Origin of the sequence: Brevibacillus sp. JB24b, from assembly GCF_051713385.1 — a bacterium.
Taxonomy (GTDB): Bacteria; Bacillota; Bacilli; order Brevibacillales; family Brevibacillaceae; genus Brevibacillus_B; species Brevibacillus_B laterosporus.
Genome location: NZ_JBNVQV010000001.1, coordinates 1,112,148 through 1,131,895, shown reverse-complemented (window position 1 = coordinate 1,131,895; position 19,748 = coordinate 1,112,148). Strand labels below are relative to the sequence as shown.

The 19,748-nt window shown below is 39.0% G+C and carries 21 protein-coding genes; 5 read left to right on the top strand and 16 right to left on the bottom strand.

Annotated elements, in window-relative coordinates; all coding sequences use genetic code 11:
* Position 1: 1 nt before the first annotated feature.
* Entirely contained in the window at positions 2 to 1,024 is a 1,023-nt protein-coding gene (locus ACQV1I_RS05690) for a 2-oxoacid:acceptor oxidoreductase family protein (protein ID WP_094700590.1), read from the bottom strand.
* Between the two features lie 316 nt (positions 1,025 to 1,340).
* Between ACQV1I_RS05690 and ACQV1I_RS05685 the strand changes: the two genes are divergently transcribed.
* Positions 1,341 to 2,450, top strand: a complete 1,110-nt coding sequence (locus ACQV1I_RS05685) for an acyltransferase (RefSeq protein WP_116333270.1) — start codon at positions 1,341 to 1,343, stop codon at positions 2,448 to 2,450.
* Between the two features lie 321 nt (positions 2,451 to 2,771).
* On the opposite strand, the gene cls is transcribed toward ACQV1I_RS05685, so the two are convergent.
* Positions 2,772 to 4,217, bottom strand: a complete 1,446-nt coding sequence (gene cls, locus ACQV1I_RS05680; protein WP_116333061.1) for a cardiolipin synthase — start codon at positions 4,215 to 4,217, stop codon at positions 2,772 to 2,774.
* Between the two features lie 878 nt (positions 4,218 to 5,095).
* The gene (locus ACQV1I_RS05675) at positions 5,096 to 5,959 is read right to left on the bottom strand and encodes a LysR family transcriptional regulator (protein WP_094700592.1); all 864 of its coding nucleotides are present in this window, start codon (positions 5,957 to 5,959) and stop codon (positions 5,096 to 5,098) included.
* Positions 5,960 to 6,103: 144 nt separating this feature from the next.
* Here ACQV1I_RS05675 and ACQV1I_RS05670 point away from each other — a divergent pair, with 144 nt between their 5' ends.
* Positions 6,104 to 7,060, top strand: a complete 957-nt coding sequence (locus ACQV1I_RS05670; protein WP_094700593.1) for a DMT family transporter — start codon at positions 6,104 to 6,106, stop codon at positions 7,058 to 7,060.
* A 119-nt stretch (positions 7,061 to 7,179) separates the two neighbouring features.
* Here the strand turns inward: ACQV1I_RS05670 and ACQV1I_RS05665 are convergent, their stop codons facing one another.
* Positions 7,180 to 8,121 carry an alpha/beta fold hydrolase gene (locus tag ACQV1I_RS05665; protein WP_116333060.1) on the bottom strand — a complete coding sequence of 314 codons (942 nt, stop codon included), beginning with the start codon at positions 8,119 to 8,121 and terminating at the stop codon, positions 7,180 to 7,182.
* A 154-nt stretch (positions 8,122 to 8,275) separates the two neighbouring features.
* On the opposite strand from ACQV1I_RS05665, the gene ACQV1I_RS05660 reads away from it, so the two are divergent.
* Positions 8,276 to 8,671, top strand: a complete 396-nt coding sequence (locus ACQV1I_RS05660) for a hypothetical protein (RefSeq protein ID WP_104030736.1) — start codon at positions 8,276 to 8,278, stop codon at positions 8,669 to 8,671.
* A 40-nt stretch (positions 8,672 to 8,711) separates the two neighbouring features.
* Here ACQV1I_RS05660 and ACQV1I_RS05655 read toward each other — a convergent pair whose 3' ends face one another.
* The 4 genes from ACQV1I_RS05655 to ACQV1I_RS05640 form a co-directional block, all read right to left on the bottom strand.
* Complete coding sequence (locus ACQV1I_RS05655) at positions 8,712 to 9,473, bottom strand: hypothetical protein (RefSeq protein WP_116333059.1); 762 nt, start codon at positions 9,471 to 9,473, stop codon at positions 8,712 to 8,714.
* Positions 9,474 to 9,604: 131 nt separating this feature from the next.
* A complete protein-coding gene (locus ACQV1I_RS05650; RefSeq protein WP_018671403.1) occupies positions 9,605 to 9,808 on the bottom strand; it encodes an aspartyl-phosphate phosphatase Spo0E family protein in 204 nt (67 codons plus the stop codon).
* A gap of 177 nt (positions 9,809 to 9,985) precedes the next feature.
* Positions 9,986 to 10,207: a hypothetical protein gene (locus ACQV1I_RS05645; RefSeq protein ID WP_094700597.1), complete on the bottom strand. Its 222-nt coding sequence runs from the start codon at positions 10,205 to 10,207 to the stop codon at positions 9,986 to 9,988.
* Entirely contained in the window at positions 10,204 to 11,523 is a 1,320-nt protein-coding gene (locus ACQV1I_RS05640; RefSeq protein WP_094700598.1) for a helix-turn-helix domain-containing protein, read from the bottom strand. Before ACQV1I_RS05640 ends, ACQV1I_RS05645 begins: the two co-directional genes overlap by 4 nt.
* Before the next feature lie 214 nt (positions 11,524 to 11,737).
* Here ACQV1I_RS05640 and ACQV1I_RS05635 point away from each other — a divergent pair, with 214 nt between their 5' ends.
* Positions 11,738 to 11,992, top strand: coding sequence for a YciI family protein (locus tag ACQV1I_RS05635; RefSeq protein WP_018671406.1), 255 nt, complete (start codon positions 11,738 to 11,740; stop codon positions 11,990 to 11,992).
* Positions 11,993 to 12,211: 219 nt separating this feature from the next.
* Here ACQV1I_RS05635 and ACQV1I_RS05630 read toward each other — a convergent pair whose 3' ends face one another.
* Complete coding sequence (locus ACQV1I_RS05630; protein WP_018671407.1) at positions 12,212 to 12,691, bottom strand: MarR family winged helix-turn-helix transcriptional regulator; 480 nt, start codon at positions 12,689 to 12,691, stop codon at positions 12,212 to 12,214.
* A gap of 224 nt (positions 12,692 to 12,915) precedes the next feature.
* Between ACQV1I_RS05630 and ACQV1I_RS05625 the strand changes: the two genes are divergently transcribed.
* Positions 12,916 to 14,343, top strand: coding sequence for an NADP-dependent glyceraldehyde-3-phosphate dehydrogenase (locus ACQV1I_RS05625; RefSeq protein ID WP_438769948.1), 1,428 nt, complete (start codon positions 12,916 to 12,918; stop codon positions 14,341 to 14,343).
* A 116-nt stretch (positions 14,344 to 14,459) separates the two neighbouring features.
* On the opposite strand, the gene ACQV1I_RS05620 is transcribed toward ACQV1I_RS05625, so the two are convergent.
* From ACQV1I_RS05620 to ACQV1I_RS05590, 7 genes are all read right to left on the bottom strand, one after another.
* Positions 14,460 to 15,290, bottom strand: coding sequence for an aldo/keto reductase (locus ACQV1I_RS05620; RefSeq protein ID WP_094700601.1), 831 nt, complete (start codon positions 15,288 to 15,290; stop codon positions 14,460 to 14,462).
* 215 nt (positions 15,291 to 15,505) lie between these two features.
* Positions 15,506 to 16,102 carry a hypothetical protein gene (locus tag ACQV1I_RS05615; protein ID WP_094700602.1) on the bottom strand — a complete coding sequence of 199 codons (597 nt, stop codon included), beginning with the start codon at positions 16,100 to 16,102 and terminating at the stop codon, positions 15,506 to 15,508.
* 244 nt (positions 16,103 to 16,346) lie between these two features.
* Positions 16,347 to 16,535, bottom strand: coding sequence for a hypothetical protein (locus ACQV1I_RS05610; RefSeq protein WP_161555052.1), 189 nt, complete (start codon positions 16,533 to 16,535; stop codon positions 16,347 to 16,349).
* Between the two features lie 353 nt (positions 16,536 to 16,888).
* Complete coding sequence (locus tag ACQV1I_RS05605) at positions 16,889 to 17,128, bottom strand: hypothetical protein (protein WP_116333056.1); 240 nt, start codon at positions 17,126 to 17,128, stop codon at positions 16,889 to 16,891.
* A gap of 248 nt (positions 17,129 to 17,376) precedes the next feature.
* Complete coding sequence (locus ACQV1I_RS05600) at positions 17,377 to 17,976, bottom strand: undecaprenyl-diphosphatase (protein WP_094700605.1); 600 nt, start codon at positions 17,974 to 17,976, stop codon at positions 17,377 to 17,379.
* Between the two features lie 89 nt (positions 17,977 to 18,065).
* Complete coding sequence (locus tag ACQV1I_RS05595; protein ID WP_116333055.1) at positions 18,066 to 18,800, bottom strand: ABC transporter permease; 735 nt, start codon at positions 18,798 to 18,800, stop codon at positions 18,066 to 18,068.
* Positions 18,793 to 19,713: an ABC transporter ATP-binding protein gene (locus ACQV1I_RS05590; protein WP_094700606.1), complete on the bottom strand. Its 921-nt coding sequence runs from the start codon at positions 19,711 to 19,713 to the stop codon at positions 18,793 to 18,795. Before ACQV1I_RS05590 ends, ACQV1I_RS05595 begins: the two co-directional genes overlap by 8 nt.
* Positions 19,714 to 19,748: the final 35 nt, after the last annotated feature.

Genomic DNA, 19,748 nt, shown 5'->3' with positions numbered 1-19,748 from the left:
TTTACGCTCTTACCATTGCAAATGAATGTTTAACGGCATGCTCACGTGCATATTGTTCTTCTTCTCGTTCACGAGTTAGCGATCCAGTTGGACAAACCTCCACGCATTTCATACAACCCTTACAATATTGATAGTCGATACCACGTAAAAACTGTTGAGCACGACCACGTTTATCTTCGCCCTCTTCCCAAACAAAACAGTAATCAGGGCAGTGCATTTCACAGGCTGCACAATGAATACATGTCTCTTCGTTAAAATGCGGTAGATAGCCTTGACGAGAGGTACTCAAATCTTTTAACACCGAGTTACCTGGATTTGTAATAACGCCCCCGATCGGCTGTGTTAGATAGCCAAGCACGGTTCCCACGCTGCTTTGAATAGATGGCTTGCTTTCTTGAAGATTTGCTGATGGTGCAAATGTTGTGATGGTACCTTCCGCATACCCTGCATCAAATGTGCGTAGATTAGACTCGACTAGCTTAGGATACTTGGCCTCGAACGTTTCTCGAATCATCTGTTTGACAGCCTCTGGACGTAGAAAATCCACAACTCGGCATAAGGCGCCCATCATCGCTGTGTTAATACGGGTTTTTTCACGCAAAGAAATCCCCAAAGCATCCACACAGAAGATAGTTCCAGAGATTAGCCCTGTTCGTTCTTTAATTTCTTCAGGTGACTTAGTAGTATTAACGATCAGAATACCGTCTGATCCTAGCCCAGAGATACAATTTTGTGTCGTCAGCATTGCTTCATGAAATACACCTACTACGTGTGGTTCGTCGATAGGGGAAGTGGCACGTAATTTAGTTTCAGGGTTGGCAAAACGGACGAAAGCTTTTACCGGGGAACCTTTTTTCTCTGACCCGTAGGAAGAAAAATTGGAACCATTCAGCCCTAAATGAATGACGCCAGCTTCTGCCAGCATTTTACCAGCTAAATTTGCCCCTAGTCCCCCAATTGATTCCAAACGGATTTCGTATAAGCCCAACTCATTCATCTTCGTTAGCCTTGTTTGTGCATTCAATTCTTACACCCTCCCATTGTCCCTATGTAAAAATCCTTATCTATCATTACCTTGTCTTTCCTGATCTAACGTCGGTTAGGAAACTGTTTTTGTAAACACTACTTTTTATCTTTCTATCTTTCGTCATTTTAAGTTTTATTGCTAGGAAACATTGTGAAAAACATCACACAAAATACAGTTAAGCTCCATCTCCTTTTACTTATAGAAGTTAATCGGCCTTTTCTCATATTTTTATTTCCATTAGGTAGATATTGAATTGTGATAGGGGATTTATGTAAAATAGAAAAGTATGACATTTATGAAAGAGGAAACTATTGTGGAGAATCGTTTAAGAGAATATGATTTTATTCGGGTCTTGTGCGTGTTAGGCGTAATTGCCATCCATGTGACATCGCATTTTGTCACTCGAACCGATTTTGCATTTATTTGGAATCAATTGTCACGCTTTGCTGTTCCCATGTTTATGCTTTTATCCGGATTCTTTCTTTTTTATCAAGATCGTCAACTAAAGCTTCACCAACGACCTTCTATGAAAAAGAGAATGAAAAGACTGATTATTCCTTACATCTTATGGACAATCATCTATGCGCTCTATACTCAAAGTGGTTTACTTCAAAATCAAAATTATCTCATGTGGACCGATTATTTATTCAAAACATTATGGCAAGGAAAAGGCTATGTCCATCTGTATTTCATGTTAATTGTATTTCAATTTTATTTGTTGTATCCATGGCTACGCTCTTGGTACTACCGATCACCTAACAGCATGCTCTTCGTTTGCTTTATCTTGACTGTAGGCATTCAATCGCTAATCTATCTCTCACAGCATGCTAATGTAGGATTTAACTTACCAAAATTATGGTGGTCCTATAGCATTCCCATACCGGTCTGGATTTTCTTTTTCTCAGCTGGCATGTTTTTAGCCCAATCCAGAGAACGCTGGGAAAACTGGTTCAAAGGGAAAACCTTTTGGCTGATTCTTGTCTGGGTCCTTGCATCAGGCTTGATCGTGTTAGATACCATATGGTCTCGTACCTATTCCCTGTCAATTAAGCCCAGCATTATTTTGTACTGCTTCATTTGTTTTTTCCTTTTTTATAATCTGGGACGCTTGTTTTATCAGAAAAAAAATCCACTTCATTCCATCTTCAATTGGATTTCAGAGCAATCGTTTTTGATCTTTCTGTTGCATCCCTTGTTACTATCCTATTTGTCCTCACTGGCTATTGCTAATAAACTAGAATTTTTATGGAAAGGGAACCTAGGGATTGTAAATCAATATCTGATTACTGTCATTGCCACTCTGCTAATTACCTACCTATTATCCCGTTTTTCTTGGATACATTTTTTGGGTGGAGTTCCCCCAAAAAGAAGAGCGAAAAGCATATCTACAAATGTGACGACTAAGTCAGAACAAACAACCTGAACAAAACATATACGTTAGATATCAAAGAAAGATGCTTGAAAATGACTACTCTGCATTTTCAAGCATCTGTGTATTATTCTAACTAGCATGATTAGTTATGAATCGCATTGTATTCCTCAATCAGCAGATTTGAATCATAATCACGAGATATCTCCCATTGCTCGCCCTCTTTTACTACATCCATCTGTCCATTCGTTTTAATCACTTTATTCTGTTTTCCATCTGCATCAGATCTTTATTTTATCAATCATTTATATATTTTTCCATTTTTTATACAAAAAGCGTGTCCCTTTTCATCAGGTGACACGCTCATACATTTGTCTATAAAATAGGAGATAATAGCCGTCCAATCGACTCTTGAAAACGGAGTATACGTGGACGATTATGATATTCTTCTAGCGTAAGCTCAGTGCAATGAGGAATATCCTGCAGAAAAAATTTCTCTAGTTTCATTGCCGTTTGACTGTCATAGATAATCGCATTAACTTCAAAATTTAGTTTGAGACTGCGAATATCTAGGTTAGCTGTACCAACGGTTGCTAAACTGCCATCCACCATCATCGTTTTCGCATGCAAAAAACCCTTCTCATATAGATAACAACGAGCTCCTGCCCCTAATAACTCACCTATGTATGAAGAAGATGCCCATTGAACCAATCGATTATCTGAGCGTTTCGGAATCATAATCCTTACATCAATCCCCGAAAGTACCGCTATCTTCAAATCGTTTAATATGCTTTCGTCTGGTACAAAATAAGGTGTTTGTAAGTATAAGCTCTTTTTAGCAGAATGAATCATTTTTAAATAATTATATTGAATACGCTGATATCTGGACGTGGGTCCACTTGTGACTACCTGCAAGGCAACCTTTCCAGACCCCCTCCACTTAGGAAAATGCTCTTCTGTGTAGAGAATGTTTTGACCTGATGCCAAATTCCAGTCAAGTAAAAAAGTGATTTGTAAAGACGATACTGCTAACCCCTCTATTCTAAGATGCGTGTCTCGCCAATCGCCTAGCACTTGGTCCAAACCAAGATACTCATTACCTACATTAAAACCACCAACAAAACCAATTTTTCCATCAACAACAGCGATTTTTCGGTGATTACGATAATTCAAGCGAAAATTAAGATAAGGTATAGGTGAGGAGAAGAAGACTGCTACTTCGCCTCCTGCTTGCTTTAATTCATCAAAAAAATTCTTCTTGATGCCAAGCGAGCCAATATCGTCATATAGTACACGAACTTTAACCCCTTGTTTTGCTTTTTTTACCAGTAGGTCAACTAATTGAGCTCCTAAAGTATCCTGACGAAAAATATAGTACTGCAAATGGATGTGATCTGTAGCCTGTTCCAAGCTGGCAAATAACGCTTCAAACTTCTCCTTTCCACTCGTGTAAATCTCTACTTCATTATCTTGAGTAAGTAATGTCTTATTGGTAGTCACATTCATATAGACGAAATCACGATATGTCTCTACCGATACATCTTGATAAACAAGTTTATCCTGCTGGAGCTGCTGTTTTTGCCATCTGACCATATCATTGAGGGTTTTATTTTCTCGCTGATTGATACGATACAATTTGCGACCACTTAAATTCCGTCCCAAAATAACATATATGAAAAAGCCCAAACCAGGAATAAAAAATAGAACCAAAATCCAAGCCCATGTGGCCGTGGCATTACGTCGCTCTAGAAAGATGAGTGCCATCGCAAGGAAAATGTTAATGACGGATAAAACGAGATAAATTTGGCTGATGAGCCCCATGTATAGTTAACACCCCGCTGACTCATTGTGCCCCTTTATGTTCGAATAAATGAGGGTTTATATATTATTTTCATTTTATCATGTCCTTACATATCATGTATCTAAAAAAGAAGCGCCCATTCAATGAGCGCCTCTCTCTTTCTTTCTAGCAGACAATTTTACAACGACGTCTGCATCTTCTTCTGTGGTGTCTGTGGTGGCGTCTGTGGTGTTTATGGTGATGTCTACGGTGATGTCTATGGTGTCTTCTGTGTCTTCTACGTCTTCTTCTCAAATCGCGAAGAGCGCGTCTTAAGAAGCGTTTCGCTTTACGGATATTTCTTCTCGCTCTACGAACATCTCTGTTACTGACACATCTGCGTCTGCGTCTTCTTCGTCTGTGACATGATGACATAACTTGATCACCTCTACTTGTAGTTTTGGGGAACGTTGGAGATGATTACAATCTCCTAGACACTTCCAAAACTTAAACATTATCCCCAATAACATACAATGCAAGATGTATGAGCTTCGATACAGACAGATATGCTGAGTCAAAGGCCTATTTTTATTTCTACCCACTTATTTTTCAATGGTGCTCGCTAAAAAGAAAATAGGCATAGTCAAAAGCATAGATTTATAGGCTAGGCGAATGAAGATACATTTGTTTATATACATAGAAAAATTCTATTTGCCACTAGAAATAGCAAATTGTGGTATAAACCTTAAAATAACCTTAATAACATAAAGCTATTCTTAATTATTACGTTTTTTTATTGTTTTTATCTGATTTCCTTATATAATTTGCCTTAGGTTGCAATTCTGTCAAAATAAAATTTTGCATTTCTTCTCACAAATAACGTTCGCCATACGTTATTTTTTTTTATACATACATACTGCTACCGATGCTGCTCGTGGAACTGATCAATTTGATGTAAGAAACAACGCATGGTATTTGTCAGAAAGGAATCCTTCCTACGAATGAATACTGTTGTTACCTGATTATATCCTTCAGGTAATGTAAAATGACGGATGTTTCCTTCTGAATGTAGTCGTAACACCGTTGATTTTGGCACTAGCGAAACGCCGAGTCCTGATTCCACTACTGCTAAGATTGTTTCCAACGTGCCAAACTCCATTATTTTAGTGGGAGTGATCCCCTGTGTTGATAGCCACTGAGTCAATCTCGCCCGATACCCGCATCCTGATCGGAATACAAGAAGTGGCTTGCTTTTACATTCTTCTAATGAGAGGATACCCTTTGCAGCCACTAACACAAGCTCTTCCTCCATGACATGCTCCTGTACAATATCTGGATGTTGTACAGGACCGCTTACAAAAGCCCCGTCTAGCTGATATTGCAATACATCGCTTACTAGATGCTGTGTAACACCTGATACTAAGGATAAATCTACCCGCGGAAATTTTTTGTGATACGACGACAAGATAACAGGCAGTGCCGAAACCGTCTCAACCGAGCCAATCAGCAATGGTCCAGAAGGGTCCTCGCTGGTTTGAAACGACTGTTGCATTTCCTCCATTAGGGCCAACATTTTTTGCGTATAGCCTAAAAGCTTACGACCATCTTCATTTAAGGTCACTCCTCGGCGGTGTCGATAAAACAGTGATGTTCCTAGTTCCTTTTCTAGTTGTTGAATTCGAGCCGTAACATTTGATTGGACATAATTTAAGCGTTTAGCTGCCTGACTCACACTACCTTCCTCAGCTACTGTTTGAAAAATACGCAGATCACTTATCTCCATTCCCTATCTTCCTCTTCTCCATCTCACATTTGATATCAATTATAATGATGGTTAATATCAAATTCAATCATTTTACATGATATTCATTTCGACATAAGATGTTCAACGTAAGATTTTTTAGAGAGAGAAAGGTAGAGAGAGAAAATGAAAACAGACAACATCATGAGGGGAGCCTTCCTTTGCTTGGTAGCAAGTGTGGCTTGGGGAGCTATGTTTCCAGTCGCAGAAAGTGCATTTGAATTTATTGATCCGTTTTACTTCTCTGTTATTCGCTATTCTGTTGTTTCCCTCATTTTAATTGGTTTATTAGTCTGGAAAGAGGGCTTCAAAGCGTTACGTTTAGAAGGTCGTGGATGGTCCTTGTGGTTTTTTGGAACAATGGCCTTCACCTGCTATAATCTATTAGTATTCTGGGGACAAAATCAATTAGGAACCTCAGGGGTCATACTGGCCTCCGTCATGGAAGCATTAATGCCGATGCTGTCTGTACTGGTTCTATGGATTTATAAATCAAATAAACCAAAACCGTTTACGATTGGTTGTATCGCAGTGGCTTTAGTTGGAGTCTTTATGGTAATTACAAAAGGAGATGTAAAAGCCTTTTTAATTGGTGGCAGCAGTATATTCGCTGTTCTACTCATCTTTATAGGAGTGTTAGGATGGGTGATCTACACAATCGGAGGCAATCAATTTACTACATGGTCCGTTTTACGCTATTCCACACTCAGTTGCGTCCTAGGCACATTCACCTCAGGACTAGTGGTTCTATTTCTAACCATGCTAAACATTTTACATGTTCCTACTATGACCTCAATATTGGCTGCAGGCAATGAACTTGCTTTTATGATTATTTTTGCAGGTGTGATTGCTTTGATTAGTTGGAACGCTGGAATTAAGCTGTTATCACCAATTAACGGAATACTGTTTATCAACTTTGTACCTGTTACGACATTTATCATTTCCGTCCTGCAAGGGTATAACATGACAATTTATGATGTGGGTGGAACAATGCTAATCATCATAGCCTTAGTATGTAACAACATGTATCAACGTAAGCAAACAAAAGGGGTAGTACCTACTCGTGCGTCTGTAGTAAAATAACTGGGCTATTCTGCTATCATCTTTTAACCCATCTACATCTAAGAAATCCCCTCGACTGTTTTGCTGAGAATGCAAATGCTGATCGGGGGGATTTGTGTATAACCAGAAGTAATAACTGTTTAATCAAGAGTACGCTCCACCTGCTTATTAAGCCATTCTAAACAATCCTGCATGACTTCCTCGCGATTTGTATCATTTAACAACTCATGTCTACCTTGTGGATACAATTTATAGGACATTTGTTGCAATTGTAGCTCCTCATACCTTTTTACAAGCTTGTGAATTCCCTTACCACGCATTCCTACTGGGTCCTGATCACCTGCAATAATGAAGACAGGTAGGTTTTTAGGTATTCGTTGCAAGTATGGCTCCTGTTGAATCTCACGTAGCATTTTAAAAAAGTCACGGTAAAAACTGGTGGTAGATACCCCACCACAGAAAGGATCATCAATGAATTTATCCACTTCAATTGCGTCTCTGCTCAGCCAATCAAATTGTGTACGTGGTGACTTGATATGGCGATTAAATCTACCAAAAGCTAGGGAATCTATCCATGTACTTCGGTATTGTTCACCACGAATAGCTGTAATTAGTTTAGTTACCCCTAATCCAGCAAGTAATTCTATTCCGCGACTCCCATTACTTCCTGACAAAATAATACCGTCTATCAACTGGGAAAATTCATACATATATTTTTGTCCCAAAAATGAACCCATACTGTGAGCAAACAAAAACAGCGGCTGATCTGGTTGTTCATCATGAATGATCTGACTAAGCTGGGCCATATTGTTAACCATCCATACAAATCCATCTCGTCCCACATACCCCAATTTCTCTATACTATCTGCTGTTTTACCATGTCCTCGATGATCATTTGCATACACCATATAACCTGCATCTGTTAAAAATCGAGCAAATCGCTCATAACGTTCTGCTGTTTCTGTCATACCATGAGCAATTTGCACGACTCCCTTTACTTCTTCCTGATTGTCAGGAGACCAATGATAAACAAATAGGGTAAAACCTTGTTTATCTGTAAAGGTAAATGTCCTTGATTTCATATCTGATCCTCCATCCCATATATACCTCACTACAAGTAGTGTATCAGTTTTTTCCAGTAAGCGTAAATGAATGAGGTATAAGCAATAAGCTGTTATGATACGTTCAAATTTTGACCATACTGAAAAGCAAAACGGTTAAAAGGAGCTTTCCGCCATGGCACATTTTCAATTTGTCTGGGATGATCCACTTGTGAAGACCCATTCGCAAATCTGGCAGGGAAATCGCTACCAAATCACCATCGATCCTTATGAAGATCACTCCTATTTATCACTGTGGGAAAACGGACAAATCGTTCGTTGGATTGATCCATCTGGTCCTGCTTTTCATTATCAAACATTACATTTTTTGCCCTTTTCATCACAAGTATTAGCGTGGGGAGAACAAACGGTTACTAAGAGTGTTAAACGCTGTCTCCATTGCCGTAAGTATCATTTATTAGATTCACTTGCAGCGAGAAAAATGCATCCTTATCCACCACTCTGTCGTAGCTGTCGTAGTGCCTCTCTTGCAACAAAATCCTACTCTACTAATCATTACCCTTACCAATAAAGTAGAAAAAGAGAGGATGTGATCTCCTCTCTTTTTCGTTTTACTTCGTTCCTTCATGCTTATGTCCATTCTTATCTTCCCATTTTTTATTCAACATTTTTTCGATCTTACCGCTAACCTTGATCTTAATTTCATCTGCTTTTTCCTGAGAAAGATGACCATCTTCTACGGCTTTCTCAATTCGCTCCATATATGCTTTTTGCAAGAGAGCAGCCACCGCTTGTGTAGAAACTCCTTGACTTTGAGCAATCTCATTTAGAGATTTTCCACTTGTCCAAGTCATTCTTAATTGTTCCCTATCCATTTTTAGCAATGTGAGGAGCTCCTGATTCTCCCACGGTGCAAGCCTTCCTCTCCTAGTATGTTTTCTCTCATGATCACGCAAGGTACCTTCTACAAGGTGTGTCGCTCTTTTCGTAGCATGTTCCTTTACTTTTTCCGCTCGTTCTTTCGTCATACTACCATTCTTAACTGCTTCGTCGAGCTTAGCTATGTGTTGCCTTTTAATTAGTTCGATCACTTTTGTTTTCTCGACACCTCGACTATTGGCGATGTCTGCCAGACTTTTTCCTTTGTCTAATTCAGTGCGTAATTGTTCTCTAGATAGATGTAATAGGGATTGAAGTGCAGGGTTATCTATGAAGTGGTTTCGGTGCATGATCTTATTATGAAGGGGGACAGGAGCAGTAACAGAATAAATCGTACTAGTTGGTAGCATTTTTTGCCTTGCATCAGCTGAGCTTGTACTAAACAAGATCGCAGTAGCAGTAAAAATGAAACCCCATGAAGCTTTATATGGCATAAACAAAAACATCCTCTCTAAGAATAAATAATGGTAATGAGAACAATCCCATCATCTGGGTTCTTAGTTAGGAATGTGGAATTATCAACAAAAATATACGATATTTCAGTTTTGGTTTTTCATGGATGGTATCAACAATGCTCTCTCTCTTGCATTTGTCTACTCTTCTTATACTGCTGAAAGCGTTGACTCTGTAGTTGGAGGACATATTCATCCAGCTCCTTGCTTAGGGCCACAACCATTGGATGAGAAAAACTACCTTTCTCTTGAACTAGAGCAACCAACTGTTGTTGCAATGTGATGACCATATCTTTGATGGGAGGGGCATGCTTCAATATTCCGCTCACCTTATCTCACAAACCTTTCTCCAGCAATTTATAATTTTATATAATGATAAAGTAACGTGATAAGTTACAGGTATTTTCCATTTTTTTATCACTTTTTCTTAGAATAGAAGAAAAAGTGCTGCCACCCAATTTCAAGAGCGACAGCGACACCTATTTTTTACTATTCTATTTTGGTCTAGCTCCGTTATCACAAATGCTTCCCTGTTCTGTACCATTATTTTCTTGCTCTGTCTTGCTCTCTGTACAGTTGTTATCTTTCTCTGTACCGTTGTTTCCAAGCTCTGTACCGCTGCTGTAATCAATCGGCTTAGCACCATTGTCGGCTAGTGCCGCTGTAGGGGTTGTAAACGCCATTACTAGTCCAATAACGATCAACACTTTTTTCATGCGAATTCACCCTCCTTCCACTCTTTTAACAGATTCCAATAGAGATGTTGTTGTTCTTGAGTTGCATGAATTCTATGTGTTTCAAACATGTAAAGCAGCTCTCCTAGTTCTTGTTGCTTTTGAAGAGCGAGCGCTTTATTTATTGCCTGTAGCAATTGATCGATTCCCTCTTTATACAATGCTAGCTCGAAATACATCTGAGAGGCAACCTGAAAAAGATTAAAGCGATATTTGTTAATTAATATATTTTCTTCTGGGGCTAAACACTTGGCAAACATCTCAAAAATATAGCGTGCTAACAGTGCTCTATTAGCATCTAATAACTTCCTGATTACAATCGACAGACCTGATTCTCGCTGATCCTGCTGAGATAACCAACTTACATAAGTCAGAAGATTGTCCAAATCACCAGAGGTAATTTCAATCATCATCCGATTTCCATATCCGACATTTTGAAACGGCTTATACTTAGAGTACAGATCGGTTAGACGCATAGCCTCCTGATAGTCCTCTGTTTCCTTTAAAGCAAAGCTTTTAATCATCAGGCAGTGATTATAGATGTCAATGTTCTGTCCCTTCGCTAGCTTCTCTAGGATATCTGCGTAATGTAATACCTTTTCCCAATCGCTTGCAATATAAAAATACATCATTACTCGATCATACGCTTTGATCTTTTCTTGTTGGGGCAATCGATTAATGACAGATAGCAACATTACTAATTTTTCATAAGATTCTTTCACGTCAAACCGCATGATATAAAAGATTCGAAAATAGCATATGGCTAATTGCTCCGAATGGTAGTCGGCCTCATTGTTTACATAGTAATTATAGAGAAAAAGAGCTTGCTGATATTCTGACTCATTATAAGTCGGAATTCCGGGGTATTTTAGCTCAGCTTGTTCAAAAATTGACTCAGCAATCGTGTAAATAACATCGAGCTTTTTACTATCCTGCTCCAGCAACATTTCTAATAGTTGGAAGGCTATATCATACTTACCAACCTCTAGGCAACGCCGTAGAAACTTTTCGTATTTGTCCTTAATAAATACCAAATGAACACTTTTGAGCCGCTGTTCAATGCACTCTCCAAAAAACAGATGATAAAAAGCCCCTTCTTCCAATTCAAACACCATGGTCAATTTGTCTAAGCTCTCCAGCGTAAACGAATGATTGCCATTAATAGCCTTGGTAAATCCGCTTCTTTCAATGGAAATCAGCTGGGCTGTTTCCGCTTGCGTCAAGCTTTTTTGTTTCATATGCTTGCGGATCGTATCGCGTAATTCCTCACGCGTCCATTCCAGTTCGGAACGAAACACTGTTCATCCCCCCCAGCTCTCTTTTCCTCCAACATAAATCTACTAACCCAGCCTTAATTTTACAATATTTTACATGATTTTGCTACCTTTTTTGATACTTCGTGCCTGTAAACACGCTTTCCTGTATATGCGAAAATAAAGGGCTATCGCATCGCCAAATCTACTGAAATTTGATACAATAGAAAGAAACCTGTTAGCTAAAGGAGATCTCAAAATGGCTCACTTCGCTGCAATTTTACATATGAAAAATCCAGAGAAAAATCAGGAGTTTCGCCCTCACCATCTTGAATTTCTGGAAAAGCTAAAAGCAGAAGGCAAAATCTTCGCCAAAGGCCCCTTTGCCGATGGTTCAGGCGGAATGGTAATCTATATTGCTGATTCGCTAGAAGAAGCCACTCAGATAGCTGAATCTGATCCTTATGTAGTGGAAGGCGTTCGTCGTCTAGAATTGCACCAATGGAATATATAGGGAAAGATAAAAAGGAAAACCGCTCAGCAGTCTCGCTTGAGCGGTTTTTGTGTATGTAAATAAATAATCGGAAAATGCATAAATGCATGTACACATGATTGGATTACTTTTTGAATGGCATGCACAAAGAAATCTAACTGAAAAGAGCACAAAAAAGGAACAACTGTTACCAACCCAGTCACTTCTTCTTCGTGCTTCTTAGCATGTTTTCTAAACCGTTTATTCTTTGTCAGCTTCAATACAGCAGTACGTTTTGTTCTTATTTAATTCATGGATGCGTTCTAACATCGCTTGCATCTGTTCTAGTAGCGGTCCAAATTCCTCCATAGAGATCGCAGTACTTTCCACTAGGGCATTTTTAATCCCATCAGCCCTGCTTTGAAGCTGTGTCCCCTTATCGGTAATTGTAATATTGACGGTTCGCTCATCAGCGGTAGAGCGCTCCCTTTTGACTAACTCCATGGCTTCCAATCTTTTTAGCATCGGCGTCAACGTACCTGAATCCAAATAAAGAAGCTGTCCCAGCTGCTTCACCGTACAGGAGTGCTTGTCCCATAAAATTAAAAGCACTAAATATTGTGGATAGGTAAGTCCCATTTCTTCTAAATGCGGGCGATACAACCGACAAATCTCACGAGAACAGGCATAAATCGAAAAACATAGCTGTTGATCTAGCTCTAGCATTTTCTTGTTATTCATGATTTGTCTCCCCTCTTTTTACACTTCCAATTCAATTGTACGCAATTTAGTTTTTGACAAATTAATCTTATGTCAAATATAATGAACATGTCAATTGATTAACAAGCAATCGATCATGTTAATAAAGTGGTTCATTTTGTACATTAACACATTCTTGGTACCTATGTACCATATTATTCAATACATCATGGAGGGTACAGACTATGACTACAGCACCTAAACATATGCAATTACCTTATTATATCAACGGTGAGTGGAGAACAAGCTCCTCGAATGAAACCGTCAAAATATATTCCCCATATAAAGACGGAGTCGTTGGCGAGGTACAAGCCATCACTCGTGCAGAGGTAGACGAAGCCATCCAATTAGCAGCTGAAGCGCAAAAAGCTTGGGCTGAGTTAAGCATTCGTGAACGTGCTTCCTATCTCTATAAATGGATTGACGAGCTTTTGGCTATGAAGGATGAAATTGCCGACATCATGATGCAAGAAGTAGGTAAAACTTTTGCTGATGCTCAAAAAGAAGTGGAACGCTCTGCCGATCTCATTCGCTACAACATTGAAGAAGCTATTCATATGTATAACGAAAGCATGAATGGTGAGAACTTTCCTGGTGGTTCAAAACAGAAAATCGCCATTGTTGAACGTGTTCCTCTTGGTGTCATTTTGGCTATTTCGCCATTCAACTATCCGGTTAACCTGTCTTCCGCTAAAATTGCACCAGCATTGATGATGGGTAATACCGTAATCTTCAAACCAGCAACACAAGGAGCTTTGAGCGGTATCAAGATGATTGAGGCCTTACACAAAGCCGGAATTCCAAAAAATATTGTAAATGTAGTAACTGGACGTGGTTCTGTGATTGGCGATTATTTGGTCGAGCATAAAGGTATCAACATGATTACCTTTACAGGTGGAACAGAGACTGGTTATCACATTGCAGGTAAAGCAAAAATGGTACCACTTGTGATGGAGCTTGGTGGTAAAGACCCTGCTATCGTACTTCCAGATGCTGATTTGAAGTTGGCAACGGGTCAAATTATCTCAGGTGCCTTCTCTTATTCCGGTCAACGTTGCACAGCAATCAAACGCGTGCTCGTTCAAGATGAAGTAGCTGATCAACTAACTGAAATGCTAGCAGCAGAAGTGGCAAAGCTCTCCATCGGCTCACCTGAAGACAAAGCAACTGTAGTACCCGTGATCGACACTAAATCAGCTGATTACATTCAAGGCCTAATTGATGATGCGATCAATAAAGGTGCCAAAGTCCTGACTGGTAACAAGCGTGAGGGCAATCTGATTCATCCAACCTTATTAGCTGACGTAACACTTGATATGCGTGTAGCATGGGAAGAGCCATTCGGTCCTGTCTTGCCAATCATCCGGATTAAAGACGCAGCAGAAGCGATTGAGATTGCGAACAAATCTGAGTTTGGACTTCAAGCAAGTGTCTTCACGAATGACATTAACAAAGCATTCCATCTGGCGAAAAAGCTAGAAACTGGCTCTGTGCAAATCAATGGACGTACAGAACGTGGCCCAGATCACTTCCCATTCATTGGTGTAAAAGGCTCTGGTGTAGGCGTACAAGGTGTTCCAAAAAGCTTGCAATCCATGACGCGTGATAAAGTTACGGTCTTAAATTTACAGTAATATTCACTACGTTTTAGCAATCAAGTTCTCATTATATAGCATTCAAAAAAACGCCTCTTTTTGATGAAACCTTCTCATCATAAGAGGCGTTTTTCCTTTACCTAATACTGATTACATCAGACTAAAAAGAACTCGTCTGGATTGGGACCAAAACGTTGGTTTTGATTCAGATCATTGATTCTGCCCATATCTTCAGCTGTCAGTTCAAAACCAAACAAAGCTGCATTTTCCTTAATACGATTCTCATTAACCGACTTTGGAATAATAACAACACCGTTTTGCAAATGCCAACGTAGCACGATCTGGGCCGGTGTTTTTTCATATTTTTGTGCCAATTTAGCCAAAACAGGATGGTCTAAATTTCCTTGCATCAACGGACTCCAAGCTTCGACTTGGATGTTGTGCTGTTTGCAATATGTAAGCAAATCTTTCTGGGTTAAGAGCGGATGCAATTCAATCTGGTTCACCATCGGCTTCACTTCTGCTGCTTTAATCAATTCTTCCAGATGATGCTTGTGGAAATTGCAGACACCAATTGCACGAACTTTTCCATCTTTGTATAGTTTCTCTAATGCCTTCCACGTATCTACATATTTGTCGGTACCCGGCCAATGAATCAAATACAAGTCAAGGTACTCCAAACCAAGTTTTTTCAAGCTTTCATCAAAAGCAGCTAACGTCGTATCGTAGCCCTGATCGCTATTCCATACCTTAGTAGTAATAAATAATTCTTCACGGGGAACCCCAGCTTCAGCAATTGCTTGGCCAACCCCTTCTTCATTCTTGTAGATCATAGCAGTATCAATACTTCTATATCCGTGCTGAATTGCTGTTTTCACTGCGTGAACAACCTGAGCTCCATCATCTACTCTCCAAACACCAAGACCAATCCAAGGCATTTTCACTCCATTTTGGAGTACTGTACAATCTGCGAGATGTTTTACCACTGCTGTTCCCCTCCTCAGCTTTTTTAAAAGTGCTGTATGTAACAGCAACAGTTTCATTGTAGCATGTAGAGAAACCGTTTATCACCTATTGTATGTGTTATCTTCTATATTTTTCATACCTCGTAATGTTTTTAGCATATTTTCATAGAAAAAAAGAACCCATATGTCATACAAATGGGTTCCATTGATTTGTTTTTTTCGTCTAAACGATTCTATTATTTAGAAATTAATTTGGTTAATTCCTTCGTTTCAGTTAGACGAATAGGCTTGTCTGTATAGGTTTTACCATCTTCGCTATAATACATTCTGTCACTATCGTTTCCAGAAAAGATAAAGATGTCGCTCTTAGAAGTAACCTTAACAGTAGTGTTTACTTTCTTATCGCCCTGTTTTTCTTTCGCCACAATTTGATGCTCCACTGGCTGATCATATACGTATTCAATCGCTAGACCTAATTTAGTTGCTTTCTCAATACTTAGCTCCGTTTCCTGAGTAGGAACGATTTCTCCCACGATACCCATACGTTTGTTTGTCAGTTCAACAATTTTTTTAAAATCAGCATCCGTAGATTTTAATGTCTTCTTGGTCCCGTAGTTATAAACGTTAATTTGACTTGGGTCCGGTAAACCTTTACTATCCTTTATTGGTTCACCTTTAAAATCATTATTAGCTTTTGTATCAACAGCTGCTGGTGCTGGTGTTCCTTCTGGGTTTACTTTAGTAGGCTGAGCTTTTTCTCCTGAGTTATTGGAGCAAGCTGTCAACATAGCACATGCGAGTAGGACAAGCAGAGTCCCCTTCATTTTTTTCATCTTCCTCATCACCTTTCTTTGGACTGCAACTTCTACAAGAAAGCTGCTGAATGAAACATGCCTTCTATTTTAACATTATTCGCCTGTAATGTGTAACCATCCAAAAACTGCCTTCCACTTTACATACTGAAACTTCTTCCACCTTACTGGCTTGTCGATCACATTTGTCCTATTTACCACAAAAATAATCCCTTTGAATCAAAAAAGGGCTTGTTCTATAACGAAGGGTAACAACAAATTATTTTTATTTCAGTGAAATAGTTTGCAGTAGATGTCCGCTTTGCCCGGGCAATGCTACGACAGAAGGTTGACCCATAATGGGCACACCGCCACCATTGCCTCCACTTCCACCGCAGGCTCCACCTCCACCACCAACAAGGATATGGCCGGTAATACCAGCTACATTACTTCCTCCTATCCCTCCGCCTACCAACAGGCTCCCCGTAATGGTGGGCAAACTCGGGGTGATTAGGTGGATAATACCACCACCTCCGCCGCTTCCATGCTATTCGTAATGCCTATAGCCTATTCTTTCATGAGAAATACGAGCCTAAAATCATGTACAAAAAAGGCCGCTTCTAGGCGGCCCGCTACTCTCTCTATTAATTTGTTCTCGTTGCCGTTTCACAAACCGACCTGTGCCGCTTTTTTTCCCATACATCCATTTACTCTTACTACCTGTATGCATTTTTGTGCTTTACCTTCCCATGCTTGTCTTTCCTTATAGTAACTAGGAGCAACATTTTGCTTTTTGAGGAAATCTTACTGTATGCTCTTTGTTTCGGTTTAAAAATATGCTGAAATGCTACCAACGATATTTTTACCTTTTTCAGGAAACTTTGTGTTGCTTTGATGCCTTGAAGCTTGTCTGTCCCTTACACTAAGATAAGAAAGCGTTTTCGGTTTAAAACGAAGAGATGTTCCTTGGCTTTGGTCGGCGGAAGGGACCTCTCCTTTTTCATGTTCATTTGATTTCTGGGAATTCTTGTTCCTCACTGTAGGTTCATCTGCCCAAACGAGTGCCATCCTAAAATCCTCCTTCTGTCTTGTGAGTTTCGCATTCCGTTACTTTTACATACATGCCACCCTTTACTTCCTGTGAAAAATAAGGTATTTTCTATTTTATTCTAAAGAATGTTCCGCTAAGAATATATCAATTGAAAATGTTGAAACGTATGACAAATTGTGCCATTTTTCGACAATACATCAAAATAGCATACAAACATTCTTCTTTATACATAAGAAAAACCGCGGGATTATCTCCGCGGTTTTTCTTACAGGTTCTTGGACTTGTTTTTGGACGGTACTATTTTTTGTTCTATCTTTTCATAAAGAGCAAGTATTTGTTGTATAAAAGAGACCTTTGGCACTGCCCAATACACAAACAAGGCTGAGATAAAACCTAAAAGTGCCCCTGTTATGACATCAACTGGATAATGAACACCTACCCAAACACGGGAGAGTCCTACAAATACAGCGAGGACAAGCCATAGCCAGCTTGCTTTTTTGCGCATAAGCCAGAATGAAGCGCAAATGGAAAAAAACAAGATTGAATGATCACTTGGAAACGAGTTATCTATGGCATGTTCAACAAGCTGATTGACGTCTTGCAGTACCGCAAATGGCTGGTAGTGGGAATAAAAAAGACCAGCTAATTTGCCCAGAATTTCGGCAAGGATGAAGGTAATCACCGCTTGAATGACCATCATTCTATTTCTGTGGTTACGAGTAAACCAATAGACGACAAGGCCCAAACCTAAAAAATACACCATATATTCTGCAATAAAAACCACACCTGGATTTAATGCAGCATATTGTTTACCCAAATCATTAATTGATCGAAATACATCAATGTTTAACTCAGAAAAACTCATTTTTTACATTCCTCCTATTTTAAAAAACGATAATAACATAGTACCATTACCTTTTAGTCTCCTTATTTCGTTGAAAGATGGGGCAAAAATCAATGAATATCCGCCTTGTTAAAATAAATCGTGGTTACAATGAATCCAACTATCGATGTAATCAAAATAGATAGATAAGAGTACACTGGTGCATATTCAGGAACAAACCCATTAGTAGCTATTACATGTACAGCTGAATAAGGAAACAATACCCGATATTCAGAATTTGCAAGCGCTACGTTTGTCATCGTGATCATTGCAGTAAATATGATCGTTGGGACATAATTTTTAAACAGAAATGTTACAAGCATAGTTGGAGTTGACAAAAGAAAAAGTAGGAAACCACCTATGATATATTGTGTAAAGGATTGTATTAATAAAGTGGAACTCAGACCCTCGAACTGACCAATAAGTCCTAAAATCAAGGTCAGTCCCCAAACCATTATCGTTAATAGTAAAATCCAAACGAGTAGTAAAACTAATTTACTTACAATAAAGCTAGCTCTCGACACGGGAATGGTTAACAGGTTCTTTAATGTATCTTCCACATACTCACGATTAAAGAGATAAGCTGTAATTACTCCATACAGAAGTGTTCCTATTAGCAAAAGCGTATACAAATTCGTATTGTAAAAAGTAGCATGAAATTGAACTGATACATCAGGAGTTTTCATCTTCATATTTAAAAATCCGATAAATACCATGATTGGGGCCGAAGCTGCTCCTATCATGCTGACAAAAAACATCTTCGCTCGCTTCAGTTTTAAAAGCTCAATACAAAACAAATTAACCAATAGTCCCACCTCCAATTAAGTTAGTGAAGTAATCCTCTAGCTTATCTTCGCTCATCGTAATCTTACTTACTTCAATATCATTCTCTACAAACAGCTTGTTAAGCTTTCCCTGTTGACCAAGGTGTGAATACACACGAATAATCCCTTCTTCATGAACTTCGTAATCTGATATTTGAAACTGATCCTCCATGAGCATAGCTGCTTTATTATCGTTCGATACCTGAAACTCAAGATATTTACGATTTCTGACTCTAAGCTCCTCTAAGGAGATTTCCTCAAGTAGCTTCCCCTCATGAATAATTCCTATCTGATCTGCCAGTTGCTCTACTTCCGATAAAATATGACTAGAAATTAAAATCGTAATATTTCTTTCTTGTGCTAGAGATTTAATCAGTCTTCGTATTTCTTTAATGCCAATCGGATCTAAACCATTGGTTGGTTCGTCTAATAGTAACAGCTCAGGGTGATGCAAAATGGCTCTGGCTATACCTAGGCGCTGCTTCATTCCCAATGAGTATTTTCCGATCAGCTTTTTCGTTTCATTTTGAAGTCCGACGATCTCTAAGGCTTCTTCTATTGCATTTTTCTTATGAACACCCATGAGTTTTGCATTAATGAAGAGATTTTCTCTAGCTGTTAAGTTTTCATAGAATCCTGAGGACTCCACAATCGAACCAATTCTTCTTAAGATCTCTTTCCTTTTTTTAAGCAAATTTTCTCCGAATATTTCAATCTTCCCTTGGGTGGGTTTTATTAAGCCTAACAACATACGAATAGTTGTCGTCTTTCCTGCACCATTTTGACCGAGAAAACCGTAAATTTGTCCTTGCCCTACGTTCATCTGAAGGTTATTTACTGCTATCTGAGTACCATAAGTCTTAGTTACATGCGTTGTTTTAATGATTATACTCATGTTGTCCCCCTGCTATAAAAACATTGTCACTAGCC

Bases quoted from the DNA above. Each gene is read 5' to 3' on its own strand.
- cls (WP_116333061.1), bottom strand. From the start codon at position 4,217: ATGGGGCTCATCAGCCAAATTTATCTCGTTTTATCCGTCATTAACATT.
- ACQV1I_RS05675 (WP_094700592.1), bottom strand. From the start codon at position 5,959: ATGGAGATAAGTGATCTGCGTATTTTTCAAACAGTAGCTGAGGAAGGT.
- ACQV1I_RS05670 (WP_094700593.1), top strand. From the start codon at position 6,104: ATGAAAACAGACAACATCATGAGGGGAGCCTTCCTTTGCTTGGTAGCA.
- ACQV1I_RS05665 (WP_116333060.1), bottom strand. From the start codon at position 8,121: ATGAAATCAAGGACATTTACCTTTACAGATAAACAAGGTTTTACCCTA.
- ACQV1I_RS05660 (WP_104030736.1), top strand. From the start codon at position 8,276: ATGGCACATTTTCAATTTGTCTGGGATGATCCACTTGTGAAGACCCAT.
- ACQV1I_RS05655 (WP_116333059.1), bottom strand. From the start codon at position 9,473: ATGCCATATAAAGCTTCATGGGGTTTCATTTTTACTGCTACTGCGATC.
- ACQV1I_RS05645 (WP_094700597.1), bottom strand. From the start codon at position 10,207: ATGAAAAAAGTGTTGATCGTTATTGGACTAGTAATGGCGTTTACAACC.
- ACQV1I_RS05635 (WP_018671406.1), top strand. From the start codon at position 11,738: ATGGCTCACTTCGCTGCAATTTTACATATGAAAAATCCAGAGAAAAAT.
- ACQV1I_RS05630 (WP_018671407.1), bottom strand. From the start codon at position 12,691: ATGAATAACAAGAAAATGCTAGAGCTAGATCAACAGCTATGTTTTTCG.
- ACQV1I_RS05625 (WP_438769948.1), top strand. From the start codon at position 12,916: ATGCAATTACCTTATTATATCAACGGTGAGTGGAGAACAAGCTCCTCG.
- ACQV1I_RS05615 (WP_094700602.1), bottom strand. From the start codon at position 16,102: ATGAAAAAAATGAAGGGGACTCTGCTTGTCCTACTCGCATGTGCTATG.
- ACQV1I_RS05605 (WP_116333056.1), bottom strand. From the start codon at position 17,128: ATGGCACTCGTTTGGGCAGATGAACCTACAGTGAGGAACAAGAATTCC.
- ACQV1I_RS05600 (WP_094700605.1), bottom strand. From the start codon at position 17,976: ATGAGTTTTTCTGAGTTAAACATTGATGTATTTCGATCAATTAATGAT.
- ACQV1I_RS05590 (WP_094700606.1), bottom strand. From the start codon at position 19,713: ATGAGTATAATCATTAAAACAACGCATGTAACTAAGACTTATGGTACT.